Consider the following 15,735-nt stretch of genomic DNA (forward strand, 5'->3'; position numbering starts at 1 on the left):
AACGCCGAAACGCCTCTCCGGCAAAACTTCGTTAACCTTAACGAATTATGATTTCCCCTTAAGAAATCGGCCAGTCCGGAGAGAGATTGTGACTGATACGGCGGAAAACCGGGTATTCGGCAAAAAGCGTGAGCCCCACGTGCTCATTCTCGCGCGCGGCGACAGGGTGCGGCATGTGACCATCCGGCCGTGGATGGCGGCGCTTGCCGGCTGCACGATCGGCCTTTTCTCGCTCGGTTATCTCGGCGCCACAGGCTACCTCATTTTGCGTGACGACCTGATCGGTGCGACCATGGCCCGCCAGACCCGCATGCAGAACGACTATGAAGACCGCATCGCAGCGCTGAGAGCCCAGGTCGACCGTGTCACCTCCCGGCAGTTGCTCGATCAGCAGGTCGTTGAAAAGAAAGTGGAAAAACTGCTGGAACAGCAGGCGGCGCTGACCTCGCGGCACGGCCGCATGAGTGAATTGCTGGAACGCGCCGAAAATTCCGGCATCGCCGCTTCCCCGGCCGCGCCCTCGTCTCTTTCGAACGCCATGGCGCCGGAAAAACGCGCCGATCTTTCCGGCGGCCTGTCCGCAATCGAAAAGCTGATGGCGCCGCGCAAGCCGCAGGCGGAAAAGCCCGCCGCAGCCGACAGGCGCGCCGCTTACGTGCCCGAAGCCGGCGAAACACCTTCCGACCGCGCCGACCGGGTGTTTTCCAAGGTGACCCTGTCGCTGAAGGATATCGAACGCCAGCAGATATCGCGCATCGCCAGGCTGACCAGCGACGCCGAAGACAAGGCGAATGCGATGCAGGACATCATCCGGCAGGCGGGCCTGAAAATCGAGGAAAACGGCACGAACGACATAGGCGGCCCCTATGCCGAACCTCAGCGCAGTGAAACCGACCCTTTCAACCTGTCGCTTACCAATCTCGACAATGCGCTGAACAGGCTCGACATCGTCAAGGAAACAGCGACCAACCTGCCCTTCGGCAACCCGGCGCCCGGCCGGGCGATCACCAGCCGATTCGGCAACCGCATGGATCCGTTTCTCGGCCGCCCGGCCCTACATACCGGCATCGATTTTCGCGCCGAAACCGGTGCTGACGTCAAGTCCACCGGCGCGGGACGGGTAACGGTGGCGGAAAATTCCGGGGGCTACGGCAATATGGTCGAGATCGATCATGGCCAGGGCGTCTCGACGCGATTCGGCCACCTCTCCGCCATTCTGGTCAAGGCGGGCGACAAGGTCGAAGCCGGGGACGTCATCGGCCGGGCCGGCAGCACCGGCCGCTCCACCGGTCCGCATGTGCATTACGAAGTGCGCCGCAACGATACGCCCGTCGATCCGATGCGGTTCCTGATCGCCGGAACGGAGCTTAAGACCTACTTAAAATAGCAGCCCGATTTTAATGCTTTTTTTGCGCTTTTTACGATAAATCGCTGAAATCTGCACCAAAGGCCCAGATGCCCCGCCCGAACCCCGCTGTTTCGCGCGCTTTTCCCGTTGTTTCCTTGACTTTCCGGCAATTTGGGCATATCCCCGCGCCAAGTCTTTGCAAGTGCTGTCGCGGCACGCAGGTGTTCTTACCGAACCAGAACGGAAAAAGTTCTTCCTTTGACAACATTCTCTGATCTTGGCCTGAGCCAAAAAGTTCTTTCCGCTATTGCAGATGCCGGCTACACGACGCCGACACCCATTCAGGCTGGCGCCATTCCGCCGGCTCTGGAAAAGCGTGATATCTGCGGTATCGCACAGACCGGCACGGGCAAAACCGCGTCCTTCGTTCTGCCGATGCTCACCCTGCTCGAGAAGGGTCGTGCGCGCGCCAGAATGCCGCGCACGCTGATCCTCGAGCCGACCCGTGAGCTTGCAGCGCAGGTGGCGGAGAACTTCGAGAAATACGGCAAGAATCACAAGCTGAACGTCGCCCTTCTCATCGGCGGCGTTTCCTTCGAAGACCAGGACCGCAAGCTCGAGCGCGGCGCCGATGTGCTCATCTGCACCCCCGGCCGCCTTCTCGACCATTGCGAGCGCGGCAAGCTTTTGATGACCGGCGTGGAAATCCTCGTCATCGACGAAGCCGACCGCATGCTGGATATGGGCTTCATTCCCGATATCGAGCGCATCGCCAAGATGATCCCGTTTACCCGGCAGACGCTGTTCTTCTCGGCCACCATGCCGCCGGAAATCCAGAAGCTGGCCGACCGGTTCCTTCAGAACCCCGTCCGTGTCGAGGTCGCCAAGCCCTCCTCCACGGCAAAGACCGTCGCCCAGCGCATCGTCGCCGCGCACAACAAGGACTATGAAAAGCGCGCCGTGCTGCGCGATCTCGTCCGCGCCGAAGAAGCCGAACTGAAGAACGCCATCATCTTCTGCAACCGCAAGAAGGATGTGGCCGACCTGTTCCGCTCGCTCGACCGTCACGGTTTTTCCGTCGGCGCGCTGCATGGCGACATGGACCAGCGTTCGCGCACCACGATGCTGCAGAACTTCAAGGACGGCAATCTGAAGCTGCTGGTCGCCTCCGACGTTGCCGCACGCGGCCTTGATATTCCCGATGTCAGCCACGTCTTCAACTTCGACATTCCCATTCATTCGGAAGACTATGTCCACCGCATCGGCCGTACCGGTCGTGCCGGCCGCTCGGGCAAGGCCTTCACCATCGTCACCAAGAGCGACACCAAATATCTCGACGCGATCGAAAAGCTGATCGGCGAAAAGATCGAGTGGCAGAACGGTGACCTCTCCACCCTTCCCGCGCCGATGGAAAGCTTCGAAAGCAATTCCGGCCGCCGGGGCAAGGAACGGGGCGGCAGGGGCCGCGACCGCAACCGTCGCGACGCAGCGCCGGTCGAAAACATCAATCAGGGTGCACAATCCGCTGCGGACACGGATATCGCGGCTCATGGAGACGACAAGGTGAAAGCAGAACGCAAACCGGAAAAGACACCGCGCAATTCCGACCGCAACAGCCGCAACCCGCTGCACGCCAATGACGACAACCGCGACCGTCGCCGTCACTATCGCGACCATGACGATGGCCCGACACCGGTCGGTTTCGGTGACGACATTCCCGCCTTCATGTTGATCGTGGCCAACGCCAAGGCCTGATCACCACAATGGACAAGATGACATCGACCACCAGGCCGGGCCTCGATTTTCCGGGCGTCGGCGTGGGCCTTGTCATCATGCGCGATGGCCGCGTGCTTTTATGCCGCCGCATGAAGGCGCCGGAAGCCGGATACTGGAGTATTCCAGGCGGCAAGGTCGATCACCTCGAAACCTCCCTCGCCGCAGCGCGGCGGGAGGCCGAGGAAGAAACCGGGCTTGAAATCGGCGAAGTCGAATTTCTCTGCCACAGCGAATTTATCGATCCGGAAGGGCGCCACCACTGGATCTCGCTGATCTTCGTCACCCGCGACACGCAGGGTGAGCCGGCCCTGACCGAACCGGACAAACTGTCCGCCATCGGCTGGTTCGATCCGGAAAAACTTCCCGCACCCCTCTCCGCCTTCGCACAAGACGCCCTGGCCGCCCTCAAATAAAGCTGCGCAGGAATTGACCGGAATCCGCTTGCGATGAACGACGACGGTCGACAGGCATTTCCAAATAGCGTGTGGATTTATACCGGAACGAGGCTCGCCTCTCCGCGCCATATCTTTTCCATAAAAACGAAAATGAAAGAACGGCTTTGCGCGAGGCTTTGCAAATTCAATTTTAAATTGCTTAAATTAGCTCCACATAAAAAACCGCTCCAGTTTCCCGAAGCGGTTTGTACGTAATGAAAATAATAGAATATGAATGGAATATAGTCTGGCAGTGCTTATAACCGGAACACTTTCCGAGGCTTGTTACAGCCAATTTCAGTCGTCCCCTGAAACAGTTACATCTAAGCTAATCATTTACTTTCCGTCAAGCAAATCTTCTCGCAAATGCGAAAAAAACGCGGCGAAAAAGAGGTAAACGATCCGGAAGACTATATATTTCCGTTAAATATCAATAGATTATATAAATGGAAATAAAATGTGCATCTTTTTGTGCTGCACTCAAAAAAGCAAAAGCATGAGCTTGCCCGTTTTAAACTGTGCTTATACGCGCCACGTGTAATAGATTTATGAAGTAACGCACGCCGTAACAGGGTGCGGGAAATACTTCTTCGCTCATCTATCGCAAGCGCGAATTGCCCATCGGCAAAACAGACCTTCGTGAAAACAATTCTGCACAGTTTTATGGAATGGCAACAACCACAAGCTGCCATGATGCGCCGCGCGCCCGAATCGGACAACTTCAGATCAAAACTGCCACCGCATGGATGGCGATATGCGATTATGATCGGACGTCGGCGATTTTTCCTTTGGAAAACCAGCTGTTGCCGATAAACATCAAGCCGGAACAACAGGATTTCGATCACGTCATGCTTTCACTTCGCCTGCTAACGATCATCGCCGGTTTTGCCTTTGCGGGCTCAGCAAGCGCGGCATCGATTGGCATTGTTGCCCCGCAGAACGGTCCCTATGAACTTCTGGGGCAGCAGGTGCGGCAGGGTGCGAAAGCGGCGGCGGCAAAGCTCGGGCTCGATGTCGTCGAAATCCATGAAAGCTGCGAAGACGGCAGCGGCGGCGCGATTGCCGACGGTCTGGTGGCCGCCAAGGTCAGCGCTGCGATCGGCTTCTTGTGCACGGAAACGCTTCAGGGCGTTCTGCCGCCATTGAAGGCGGCCGCCATTCCGGCGATCACGCTCTCCAGCCGCGCGCCGATCCTGATGGAAGACGCCCTGAAATATGGCTGGCCGCTTTTCCGCCTTGCCCCGTCCGACAGGGCCGAATCGGACAGGATCGCCGAAATCATCCTGCGTGACTGGAAGGGACATTCCATCGGGCTTGTCGATGACGGCACGATCTACAGCCGCGAACTTGTCGACCGCATCCGTTCGACGCTGGAGGAAAACGGCCTGAAGCCCACTTTTGCCGATACGATGCGGCCCAACCAGGAGCAGCAGGTGGCGCTCGTGCGCCGGCTGGCGCGCACCGGCATCTCCCACGTCTTCGTGGGCGCAGAACGCAATGACGTCGCCATCATCGCCAGGGACGCCGGATCGGAAAACATTCCCCTGACAGTCATGGGCGGCGACGCCATGAATGCGGCCAATAATCCAGTTCCCCTGGCCGCCAATGTGCTGGCGGTCACCCGCCCGGCCTATGATGCTCTACCATCCGCTCAGGCCGCCGCCGGCGAGCTGCGCGCCGCCGGCATCGAGCCGGAAGGTTACGTGCTGCCGGCCTATGCGGCTGCGGAACTCACCGCAGCCCTTGCAGAGGCGGCACAGGCCCAGTCGAAACCCGCTCCGGAGACACTGGCGGCCGGCACCCTCTTCAAAACCGTCATCGGCGATCTCGGCTTCACCCCGTCGCACGACCTTTCGGACAATCCCTATCGTCTGCAGCGCTGGAACGGCCAGCGCTTCGAGACGGTGGACAAGGCCGAAAAACAATAGGCGGCACCGGCGCGGACGGAAATTCCGGGGAAGCATGGCTGGAAACCGCCGGCAACCGCGCCGCCAGCCGTTTCAAACCCCGATACTTGATGCTAAAGGCAGCTTACGCAACGCGTCGAGAGGAGTTTGCCCCATGTCCCTGCCCATCCGCATAGCCCCGTCCATCCTGGCTGCCGATTTCGCCAAGCTGGGACAGGAAGTCGCCGATGTCACGGAAGCGGGCGCGGACTGGATTCACCTTGATGTCATGGATGGTCATTTCGTGCCCAACATCTCCTTCGGGCCTGACGTCATCAAGGCGCTGCGCCCACACAGCATGGCCTTCTTCGACTGCCACCTGATGATCGCACCCGTCGACCCCTATCTCGAAGCCTTCGCCAAGGCGGGCTGCGACAGCATCACCGTGCATGCGGAGGCCGGGCCTCACCTGCACCGCTCGCTGCAGACGATCCGCGGCCTCGGCAGAAAGGCCGGCGTGACGCTCAACCCCGCAACACCGCTTTCGGTCATCGAGAACGTGCTTGACGATGTCGACCTCGTCCTGATCATGAGCGTCAATCCCGGTTTCGGCGGGCAGAAGTTCATTCCGGCCATGCTGGACAAGATCCGGGCGGCAAAGGCCCTGATTGGCGACCGGCCAATCGAACTCGAAGTGGATGGCGGCGTGACGGCGGAAACCGCAGGCGCGATCGTTGCCGCCGGCGCCAATGCGCTGGTGGCCGGCTCGGCCATCTTCAAGGGCGACGGCGTCGCCGACTACCGCAAGACGGTCGCGCAACTGCGTCAGGCAGCGGAAGCCGCGCGGGCGTAACCCGCCGCCGCAGACGACGGACAGGCCGGAGGCGGCACGGCAGGATGCTGGGGGATCTGCATGGAAAGCGACAGGCGGAGTTTCCGTGACACGGCTTCTGCAGCGCTGTTTCCGCTGTTTGGCGCGCTGATCTGGGCCGTCTGTTCGAGCGCCGCCGCCGCCATCGGCCTCTATGTCAGGAACCGGATGGAAACCGACCATGCCGCCGGCATCATCATGCTTTTCTTCGCGGGCGGCCTTTTCGGCTGGCTGCTGGCCACGGCAGCGCTGCACGTCCTCCCTGCTTCCACCGCCCTGCCGCTGCGTTTTGCGGCGGCCTGTCTCGCCATCGCTTTTTTCACGCTGGCTGTCGCGGCGGCGTTTTTCGCTTTCGAGTACCGTATTTTCTATGCGCAATGGCACGCGCCGGCATTCTCCCGCATCTGGTTTTTCCAGCAGCTCTTCACATCGCTCGGCGCGATTTACCAGTTCTGCATTCTCGGCCTCGGACTGTATTTTCCCTTTGCCCTCGTTCCGCTCGCGCCTGCGGGCGCAATCCTCTGTCGCCGTGCGCACCGAGCAATATAGGCATGTAGCTTGATAGATTGAGATTAGCGGAACACTTTGCTAAACGGGCAGCAAATTCCTCCACAAAGAAAGTCATTGCCATGATCCCTCGTTACTCCCGGCCGGAAATGGTCGCCATCTGGTCGCCGGAAACAAAGTTCCGCATCTGGTTCGAGATCGAGGCCTATGCCTGTGACGCACTTGCCGAACTTGGCGTCATCCCCAAATCGGCCGCAGAAACCATCTGGGAAAAGGGCGGCAGCGCCACCTTCGATGTCGCCCGCATCGACGAGATCGAGGCCGTCACCAAGCATGACGTTATCGCCTTCCTCACCCACCTCGCCGAATTTGTCGGCCCCGACAGCCGTTTCGTGCATCAGGGCATGACCTCGTCCGACGTGCTCGATACCACGCTCAACATCCAGCTCGTGCGCGCCGCCGATCTGCTGCTCGCCGATATGGACCGGGTGCTGACAGCGCTCAAGACCCGCGCCTTCGAACACAAGAACACGGTGCGCATCGGCCGCAGCCACGGCATCCATGCCGAGCCGACCACCATGGGCCTGACCTTCGCCCGCTTCTATGCCGAGATGCACCGCAACCGCGAACGCCTCGTCAACGCCCGTGCGGAAATCGCCACGGGCGCGATCTCCGGCGCCGTCGGCACTTTCGCCAATATCGACCCGCGCGTCGAGGAACATGTCTGCGCCAAGCTCGGCCTCATCCCCGAGCCGGTCTCCACGCAGGTCATCCCGCGTGACCGCCACGCCATGTTCTTCGCCACGCTCGGCGTCATCGCCTCGTCGATCGAAAACGTCGCCATCGAAATCCGCCACATGCAGCGCACCGAGGTTCTGGAAGCGGAAGAGTTCTTCTCTCCCGGCCAGAAGGGTTCGTCAGCCATGCCGCACAAGCGCAACCCGGTTCTGACCGAAAACCTGACCGGGCTTGCCCGTCTGGTGCGCATGTCGGTCGTCCCGGCCATGGAAAATGTGGCGCTGTGGCACGAGCGTGATATCAGCCACTCCTCCGTGGAGCGCGCCATCGGCCCCGACACCACCGTCACTCTCGATTTTGCGCTGAACCGTCTGGCCGGCGTCATCGAGAAGCTGGTGATCTACCCGGACAACATGTTGAAGAACATGAACAAGTTCCGTGGCCTCGTGCATTCGCAGCGGGTTCTTCTGGCGCTGACGCAGGCCGGCGTCTCCCGCGAGGACGCCTACCGTCTGGTACAGCGCAACGCCATGAAGGTCTGGGAACAGGGCGCCGACTTCCTTGAGGAACTGCTGGGTGACGAGGAAGTGCGCGCCGCACTTCCCGAAGAGGTCATCCGCGAAAAATTCGACCTCGGTTACCACACCAAGCATGTCGACACGATCTTCACCCGTGTCTTCGGCAACGCCTGAGACCTGAGCTGAGTAAGAGACCTTGAAGTTAATGCCGCCGCGGCCTTGATCGCGGCGGCATCACAACACAGATATGGGCGCATGAAAGTTTCAGAAGCAGATATCCTGATCGTCCCCGGTTATACCAATTCCGGCCCCGACCACTGGCAGAGCCGCTGGGAGCGCAAGCTTTCCACCGCCCGCCGTGTCGAGCAGGCGGAATGGTCGAAGCCGGTGAAGGAAGATTGGGTCGCGCGCCTGGTGGAAGAGGTCAACGCCTCCACCAAGCCCATCGTCCTCGTCGCCCATTCGCTCGGCGTGCCGACCGTCATCCATGCCCTGCCGGAAATCGGCAAGAAGGTTTCGGGCGCGCTGTTCGTCGCCCCGCCCGATGTCGCCAATCCCGATATCCGGCCGAAGCACCTGATGACCTTCGGGCCTTATCCGCGCGATCCGCTGCCGTTTCCAACGATCACCATCGCCAGCAGAAACGATCCCTTCGGCTCCTATGAACATGCCGATGACATTGCCGCCGCCTGGGGTTCGCTGCTGATCGACGCCGGCATGTCCGGACATATCAACACCGAATCCGGTCATGGTCCGTGGCCGGAAGGCGGCATGGTGTTCGCCCAGTTCCTGAGCCGCCTGAAGGGGATAGATAGCTGACGATTGGGACGGGCCCGACCCGGCCCGCCCGCGACCGGCCACGGGGGCCGGTTTGGCGATACGCGGCTTTCCGGGCCTGATACAAGAATTGAAGGGAAATATGCGAGCCGCATTGTAGAATGCACTCTTTTCCTTTATGGGACCGCTTCAAAGACCAAACGCAACGCCACCAGAATCGGCGTCAACCAAGAGACCTGCAATCATGAACCGTCGCCGCCGTATTTACGAAGGCAAGGCCAAGATCCTCTACGAAGGTCCGGAGCCAGGCACGCTTATCCAGTTCTTCAAGGACGATGCGACCGCCTTCAACAAGAAGAAGCATGAAGTCATTGACGGCAAGGGCGTGCTGAACAACCGTATCTGCGAATACGTCTTCACGCATCTGAACAAGATCGGCATTCCCACCCACTTCATCCGCCGCCTCAACATGCGCGAGCAGCTGATCAAGGAAGTGGAGATGATCCCGCTCGAAGTCGTCGTGCGCAATGTCGCCGCCGGCTCGCTCTCCAAGCGCCTCGGCATCGAGGAAGGCGTGGTGCTGCCGCGCTCCATCATCGAATTTTATTACAAGTCGGACGAGCTGGAAGACCCGATGGTCTCCGAAGAGCACATCACGGCTTTCGGCTGGGCCAACCCCGCCGAGCTCGATGACATCATGGCGCTCGCCATCCGCGTCAACGACTTCCTGTCCGGCCTGTTCCTCGGCGTCGGCATCCAGCTGGTCGATTTCAAGATCGAATGCGGCCGCCTGTTCGAAGGCGACATGATGCGCATCATCCTCGCCGACGAGATTTCGCCCGACAGCTGCCGCCTGTGGGACATCGAGACCCAGAAAAAGATGGACAAGGACCTGTTCCGCCGCGACATGGGCGGGCTTCTGGAAGCCTATTCCGAAGTGGCGCGCCGCCTCGGCATCATCAATGAAAACGAACCGATCCGCGGCACCGGCCCTGTTCTGGTAAAGTAATATCGGCCTCGTAAAGTAATATTGGCCTCGTAGGGTAAATCAGGAGAAGATCAGGTGATCAAGGCACGGGTGACTGTTACGCTGAAGAACGGCGTTCTCGATCCGCAGGGCAAGGCAATCGAAGGCGCGCTCGGCAGCCTCGGTTTCGGCGGCGTCGGCCATGTCCGTCAGGGCAAGGTCTTCGACCTGGAGCTGGAAGGCGCCGACAAGGCCAAGGCCGAGACCGACCTGAAGGCGATGTGCGAAAAGCTTCTGGCCAACACGGTCATCGAAAACTACGCTATCGCCATCCTCTGAAGCCGCAGGAGCCGCCGTCCATGAAATCCGCTGTCGTCCAACTTCCCGGCCTCAACCGTGACCGCGACATGATCGCGGCGCTGACGAAAATCTCCGGAAGCGCGCCCGTCACCATCTGGCAGACGGAAACGGACATTCCCGATGTCGACCTGATCGTCATTCCGGGCGGCTTCTCCTACGGTGACTATCTGCGTTGCGGCGCCATCGCCGCGCGCATGCCGGTCATGCAGGCAATTCGCGAAAAGGCTGAAAAGGGCGTCAAGGTTCTCGGCGTCTGCAACGGCTTCCAGATATTGGTCGAGGCGGGCATGCTGCCGGGCGCCCTGATGCGCAACGCCTCGCTGAAATTCGTCTGCCGTGAAGTGAAGCTCGAAGTCGCCAATAACGACACGGATTTCACCCGCGCTTACGACAGGGGCCAGATCCTGCGCTGCCCCGTCGCCCATCACGACGGCAACTATTTCGTTGAAGCCGACGAGCTGAAGGCGCTGGAAGGCAACGGCCAGGTGGTCTTCCGTTATGCCGACGGCAGCAACCCCAACGGCTCGTTGAACGACATTGCCGGCGTCATCAACGCCAGGGGCAATGTTCTCGGTATGATGCCGCATCCGGAAAATCTCATCGAAGCCGCCCATGGCGGCAATGACGGCCGCGGCCTCTTTGCTTCGGCGCTCGGCGTCATCGCAGCCTGACAGACCGGGCGGGCTTCAAGCCCGCCTTTTTAATGCCCGCTCGCGGCTGCCGTTTCGGCCTCTCTTCTGGATGACCTGATGTCTCTTGCTTTTCGACTGAATGCCTACAAAGCCACCGGACTGATCCTCGTTGCCGCCGCACTTGCCGCCTGCCAGCCCAAACCGCAGCCCTCCTCCACCGTCTCCCGCGCGGCCCTGCCGACCATGGAACGGATCGCGCTTGGCGCGAATGCCTGCTGGTTCAAATCGGGCGACGCGGCCTTCAAGGCCTATCGTCTGGCGCCGGAACTCAACTCCTTCTCCGGCCGCCCGCGCATCCTGCTCGTGCCGCGCAACAGCCCGGAATCACGCCCCATGCTGGTGGTGCAGGCCGAAGGCAATCCGGCGAAACTCGATGCTTTCGGCCCCGTGATGAATGAAGCCATTTCCGGCCGCATCGCCACAGACGTCAAACGCTGGGCGAATGGCGGCAAGGGCTGCTGATTTTTAGCATACGTCTACATCAAAGACGTCATCCTCGGGACAAGCCTGAGGATGACGGGCTATTGTTTTGCCGTTTGCCGGAAACCCCGCATAAAAAAACCCGCCAACGCCGGTTGGGAGTGGCGTGGCGGGCTGCCGAATGGCTGCTTGGTGCCGGGGAAAGAAGGCACCGCTCTCCGACAAAAAATCACAGGGACCGGGACGGCCAGGAGAAAAACCGCGATTTCGCGGCCTCCTTCAGGGCTTCATCCCGCGTAACGCCGATATCCTCCAGAAGGTCGTCGGACAATTCCCGCAAGGCGAGCCGTCCCCGCCGTTTCTGGTGCCAAAGGCCCATGCCCGCAATCAGGCGACCAATAAGCGTGCGGGCGATCTGGGCCGGAAGGGGCGCCGGGGCGACCATGTCGCCGGCATCGCGGAACACGCGTTCCCGTTCGTAGCCGTCAGGATAAAGTGTATCCGCTGTCGAAAGGTATTGATCCATCTTGCGCATATTGCACCTATTGTCTCCGTGCGTTCAGCCTCATTCAATGCAGACAATAAATACAATTGACTTAGGGATAGATACAATGCATAAATTGTCACCATGACAAATTGGCTTCCCGACATTACCGAGGGCGACGGCCCGATTTACCTGCGTCTCGCCGACAGTATCGAAGGCGCGATTTCCGACGGTATCCTGCAGGCCGGCTCGAAACTGCCGCCGCAGCGCAATCTCGCCTATGATCTGGGTGTGACAATCGGTACAATCAGCCGAGCCTACGCGCTCATTCACGAACGCGGCCTTGTCAGCGGCGAAGTCGGGCGCGGCACCTATGTCAATGAGCGCAAGACCCCTGCCCCGTCATTGCCCATGGAACCGGCAGCGGCAGCCTTCGGCAGTACGCGCCACGCCATCGATACCAGCGCCGAATTCCGGCTGAACACGACGGCCGCGCCGGATGTTGGCCAGAGCGCGCTGATTGCCAGCCACATCGAGGCGGTGACCAGAGAGCATCCCCAGGACATTACCAATTATGCCCGCTCTTTTCCCGACAACTGGTGTATGGCGGGCGTTCGCTGGCTTTCCCAGAACGGCTGGTCGCCGAAGCCGGAAAACATCGTTTCGACGCTTGGCGCCCATGCGGCGGTGATGAGCGTGATGTCCGCGATGACTGCGCCGGGCGACCGCATCGTCTTCGAACCCGTCACCTATTCCCACATCAGCCGCAGCGCCGCCCTTGCCGGCCGGCGGGTGACGCTGGTGGAGGCGGATGAGAACGGCATTGTCCCTGACGATTTCGAACGCGTCTGTGCCCAGCAGCATCCGAAAATGATCTTCCTGATGTCGGCCGGCCAGAACCCGACCTGCGCCACCCTGCCGGAAGAGCGCCGCCGCGCGATTGCCGATATCGCCCGCCGCTACGGCGTGTGGATCGTCGAGGACAATCTTTATGGCGCGATGACGCGCGATGCGATCCCGCTGATCGCCGAATTCGCGCCCGACATTACCTTCGTCGTGGGCGGCCTGTCGAAATCCGTCGCCGCTGGCGTGCGAGGCGGCTGGGTCGCCTGTCCGGCGCAATATTCCTCACGCATCCGGATTTCCCACTCGATGATAACCGGCGGCCTGCCCTTCATGCTGGCCGAGTTGAATGCGCGCCTCGTCAATAGCGGTGACGCCCACGATATCCGCAAGGATTGCATCGCCGAACTGAATGAGCGCGAGGCGATTGCCCGGCGCGTCTTTACCGGGCTGGACTTCAATTCGCTGCCCGATATCGCCTTCCTGTGGCTGAGACTGCCCGAACCCTGGCTTTCCGGCACCTTCCGCAATGCGGCGATGAAGGAAGGCGTGCTGATCGATGACGAGGACGAGTTCAAGGCCGGACGGACCGACAAGGTTTTCCACCGCGTCCGCATCAGCTTTTCCGGGCCCTCCAGCCGCGAAGAGCTGGCGCATGCCTTTGGCATCCTGCGTCACCTGCTCGACAACGGCTCAGCCGGCTATGAAAGCGTGGCGTGATCGCACCCTGGCCTCGCAAGCACCATGCGCAAGCCGCCAATAAAGGTTAAAACCGCCAATTAGCGGGCAAAGCGGCGCATTTTCCTGTCGCGCCATTGAGCCTCTTGCGCTAAAGAACCGGAAACTTTCCTCGGCTCGAACCGCGTGAGACCTATGTCGATTCCAAACTCCATCAAGATCACCCCGGAACTCGTTGCATCCCACGGGCTGAAGCCCGACGAATACCAGCGTATCCTCGACCTGATCGGACGGGAGCCGAGCTTTACCGAGCTTGGCATCTTCTCGGCCATGTGGAACGAGCACTGCTCCTACAAGTCCTCCAAGAAGTGGCTGAAGACCCTGCCGACCAAGGGTCCGCGCGTCATTCAGGGGCCCGGCGAGAACGCCGGCGTGGTCGATATCGACGATGGCGACTGCGTCGTCTTCAAGATGGAAAGCCACAATCACCCGTCCTATATCGAGCCTTATCAGGGGGCGGCAACCGGCGTTGGCGGCATCCTGCGTGACGTCTTCACCATGGGCGCACGCCCCATCGCGGCCATGAACGCCCTGCGCTTCGGCGCGCCTGACCACCCGAAGACCCGCCACCTCGTGGCCGGCGTCGTCGCCGGTGTCGGCGGCTACGGCAATTCCTTCGGCGTTCCGACTGTCGGCGGCGAAGTGGAATTCGATCCGCGCTATAACGGCAACATCCTCGTCAACGCCTTTGCCGCCGGCCTTGCCAAATCCAACGCGATCTTCCTCTCGGAAGCCAAGGGCGTCGGCCTGCCGGTCGTTTATCTCGGTGCGAAGACCGGCCGCGACGGCGTCGGCGGCGCGACCATGGCGTCCGCCGAATTCGACGAATCCATCGAAGAAAAGCGCCCGACCGTTCAGGTCGGCGACCCCTTCACCGAAAAGTGCCTGCTGGAAGCCTGCCTTGAGCTGATGAAGACCGGCGCGGTCATCGCCATTCAGGACATGGGTGCGGCCGGCCTCACCTGCTCGGCAGTTGAAATGGGCGCCAAGGGCGATCTCGGCATCGAGCTTGACTTGAACGCCGTACCGGTGCGCGAAGAGCGCATGACGGCTTACGAAATGATGCTGTCGGAAAGCCAGGAGCGCATGCTCATGGTTCTCGAACCCTCCAAGGAAGAAGTCGCCAAGGCGATCTTCGTCAAGTGGGGTCTGGACTTCGCCATCGTCGGCAAGACCACCGATGATCTGCGTTTCCGCGTGCTGCACAATGGCGAAGAAGTCGCCAACCTGCCGATCAAGGATCTCGGTGATCAGGCTCCGGAATATGACCGCCCGTGGACGCCCGCCAAGGTGCCCGCACCGCTGGCGGAAAACGACGTGCCCGCCGCCGATATCGCCGATGCGCTGGTATCGCTGGTCGGTTCGGCCAACAATTCCTCGCGCCGCTGGGTCTACGAACAATATGACACGCTGATCCAGGGCAATTCGCTGCAGCTTCCCGGCGGCGATGCCGGCGTGGTTCGCGTCGAAGGCCATGACAAGAAGGCGCTCGCCTTTTCCTCCGACGTCACACCGCGTTATGTCGAGGCCGATCCCTTCGAAGGCGGCAAGCAGGCCGTGGCCGAATGCTGGCGCAACATCACCGCGACAGGCGCTTTGCCGCTGGCGGCCACCGACAACCTCAATTTCGGCAACCCGGAAAAGCCCGAGATCATGAGCCAGCTGGTCCATGCCATCAAGGGCATCGGCGAAGCCTGCCGCGTGCTGGAATTCCCGATCGTTTCCGGCAACGTCTCGCTCTATAACGAAACCAACGGTCAGGCGATCCTGCCCACCCCCACCATCGGCGGCGTCGGCCTCCTGAAGGATTGGGGCCGCATGGCGCGCATCCGTTTCGCCGCCGAGGGCGAAGTGGTGCTGCTCGTCGGCGCGCCTGCCGGCCTCGGCACCCACATCGCCCAGTCGGTTTACATGCGTGACATTCATGGCCGCACCGATGGCCCCGCACCGCATGTCGATCTGGCCGCCGAAAAGAACAATGGCGATTTCGTCCGCAGCCTCATCACCGATGGTCTTGCCACCGCCGTTCACGATTGCTCCTCGGGCGGTCTGGCGCTTGCGGTTGCCGAAATGGCGATTTCGTCGGGCATCGGCGCAACCATCGACGCGGTCGAAGGCCACAACCCGGTCCTCACCTTCTACGGCGAAGATCAGGGCCGTTACGTTCTGACGGTCAAAAAGGCCGATCTCGACGAGGTGCAGACAGCGGCGAAGGCAGCGGGCGTTTCCTGCCCGGTTATCGGCGTTACCGGCGGTTCCACCGTAAAGCTGGGCACGGCGCGGGCTGTCGAGATTAAAGAATTGCACTTGGCCTATGAATCGTGGTTCCCTCAATTCATGGACGGCGAAACTTTGCTCGCCGCAGAATGAATTAAG

At 60.8% G+C, this 15,735-nt stretch carries 15 protein-coding genes; 14 read left to right on the plus strand and 1 reads right to left on the minus strand.

The window, feature by feature from the left end; genetic code table 11:
* The first annotated feature begins 88 nt into the window (after window positions 1-88).
* The 12 genes from N5D22_RS08750 to N5D22_RS08805 all read left to right on the plus strand — a co-directional run bounded on the left by N5D22_RS08750 (window position 89) and on the right by N5D22_RS08805 (window position 11,336).
* A complete protein-coding gene (locus tag N5D22_RS08750; RefSeq protein WP_279658504.1) occupies window positions 89-1,387 on the plus strand; it encodes a M23 family metallopeptidase in 1,299 nt (432 codons plus the stop codon).
* Between the two features lie 219 nt (window positions 1,388-1,606).
* Window positions 1,607-3,103 (plus strand): DEAD/DEAH box helicase, encoded by a 1,497-nt coding sequence (locus N5D22_RS08755; RefSeq protein WP_279658505.1) that lies wholly within the window; start codon window positions 1,607-1,609, stop codon window positions 3,101-3,103.
* A gap of 8 nt (window positions 3,104-3,111) precedes the next feature.
* Entirely contained in the window at window positions 3,112-3,537 is a 426-nt protein-coding gene (locus N5D22_RS08760) for an NUDIX domain-containing protein (protein ID WP_279658506.1), read from the plus strand.
* A gap of 767 nt (window positions 3,538-4,304) precedes the next feature.
* Window positions 4,305-5,486: an ABC transporter substrate-binding protein gene (locus N5D22_RS08765; RefSeq protein ID WP_279658552.1), complete on the plus strand. Its 1,182-nt coding sequence runs from the start codon at window positions 4,305-4,307 to the stop codon at window positions 5,484-5,486.
* 133 nt (window positions 5,487-5,619) lie between these two features.
* Complete coding sequence (gene rpe / locus N5D22_RS08770) at window positions 5,620-6,297, plus strand: ribulose-phosphate 3-epimerase (RefSeq protein ID WP_279658507.1); 678 nt, start codon at window positions 5,620-5,622, stop codon at window positions 6,295-6,297.
* Between the two features lie 60 nt (window positions 6,298-6,357).
* Window positions 6,358-6,864: a hypothetical protein gene (locus N5D22_RS08775; protein WP_279658508.1), complete on the plus strand. Its 507-nt coding sequence runs from the start codon at window positions 6,358-6,360 to the stop codon at window positions 6,862-6,864.
* 80 nt (window positions 6,865-6,944) lie between these two features.
* A complete protein-coding gene (gene purB / locus N5D22_RS08780) occupies window positions 6,945-8,252 on the plus strand; it encodes an adenylosuccinate lyase (protein ID WP_279658509.1) in 1,308 nt (435 codons plus the stop codon).
* Between the two features lie 81 nt (window positions 8,253-8,333).
* A complete protein-coding gene (locus tag N5D22_RS08785) occupies window positions 8,334-8,897 on the plus strand; it encodes an alpha/beta hydrolase (RefSeq protein WP_279658510.1) in 564 nt (187 codons plus the stop codon).
* A 202-nt stretch (window positions 8,898-9,099) separates the two neighbouring features.
* Window positions 9,100-9,864, plus strand: a complete 765-nt coding sequence (gene purC / locus N5D22_RS08790; protein ID WP_003520440.1) for a phosphoribosylaminoimidazolesuccinocarboxamide synthase — start codon at window positions 9,100-9,102, stop codon at window positions 9,862-9,864.
* Between the two features lie 54 nt (window positions 9,865-9,918).
* Window positions 9,919-10,161: a phosphoribosylformylglycinamidine synthase subunit PurS gene (gene purS, locus N5D22_RS08795; protein ID WP_003507918.1), complete on the plus strand. Its 243-nt coding sequence runs from the start codon at window positions 9,919-9,921 to the stop codon at window positions 10,159-10,161.
* A 20-nt stretch (window positions 10,162-10,181) separates the two neighbouring features.
* Window positions 10,182-10,853, plus strand: coding sequence for a phosphoribosylformylglycinamidine synthase subunit PurQ (gene purQ / locus N5D22_RS08800; protein ID WP_279658511.1), 672 nt, complete (start codon window positions 10,182-10,184; stop codon window positions 10,851-10,853).
* Between the two features lie 78 nt (window positions 10,854-10,931).
* Window positions 10,932-11,336, plus strand: a complete 405-nt coding sequence (locus tag N5D22_RS08805) for a hypothetical protein (RefSeq protein ID WP_279658512.1) — start codon at window positions 10,932-10,934, stop codon at window positions 11,334-11,336.
* Window positions 11,337-11,523: 187 nt separating this feature from the next.
* Here N5D22_RS08805 and N5D22_RS08810 read toward each other — a convergent pair whose 3' ends face one another.
* A complete protein-coding gene (locus N5D22_RS08810) occupies window positions 11,524-11,829 on the minus strand; it encodes a DUF1127 domain-containing protein (RefSeq protein ID WP_279658513.1) in 306 nt (101 codons plus the stop codon).
* A gap of 93 nt (window positions 11,830-11,922) precedes the next feature.
* Between N5D22_RS08810 and N5D22_RS08815 the strand changes: the two genes are divergently transcribed.
* Entirely contained in the window at window positions 11,923-13,341 is a 1,419-nt protein-coding gene (locus N5D22_RS08815) for a PLP-dependent aminotransferase family protein (protein WP_279658514.1), read from the plus strand.
* Window positions 13,342-13,494: 153 nt separating this feature from the next.
* Window positions 13,495-15,729 (plus strand): phosphoribosylformylglycinamidine synthase subunit PurL, encoded by a 2,235-nt coding sequence (purL, locus tag N5D22_RS08820; protein WP_279658515.1) that lies wholly within the window; start codon window positions 13,495-13,497, stop codon window positions 15,727-15,729.
* Window positions 15,730-15,735: the final 6 nt, after the last annotated feature.

This window comes from Agrobacterium sp. GD03872, from assembly GCF_029840625.1.
Classification (GTDB): domain Bacteria; phylum Pseudomonadota; class Alphaproteobacteria; order Rhizobiales; family Rhizobiaceae; genus Agrobacterium; species Agrobacterium fabrum_A.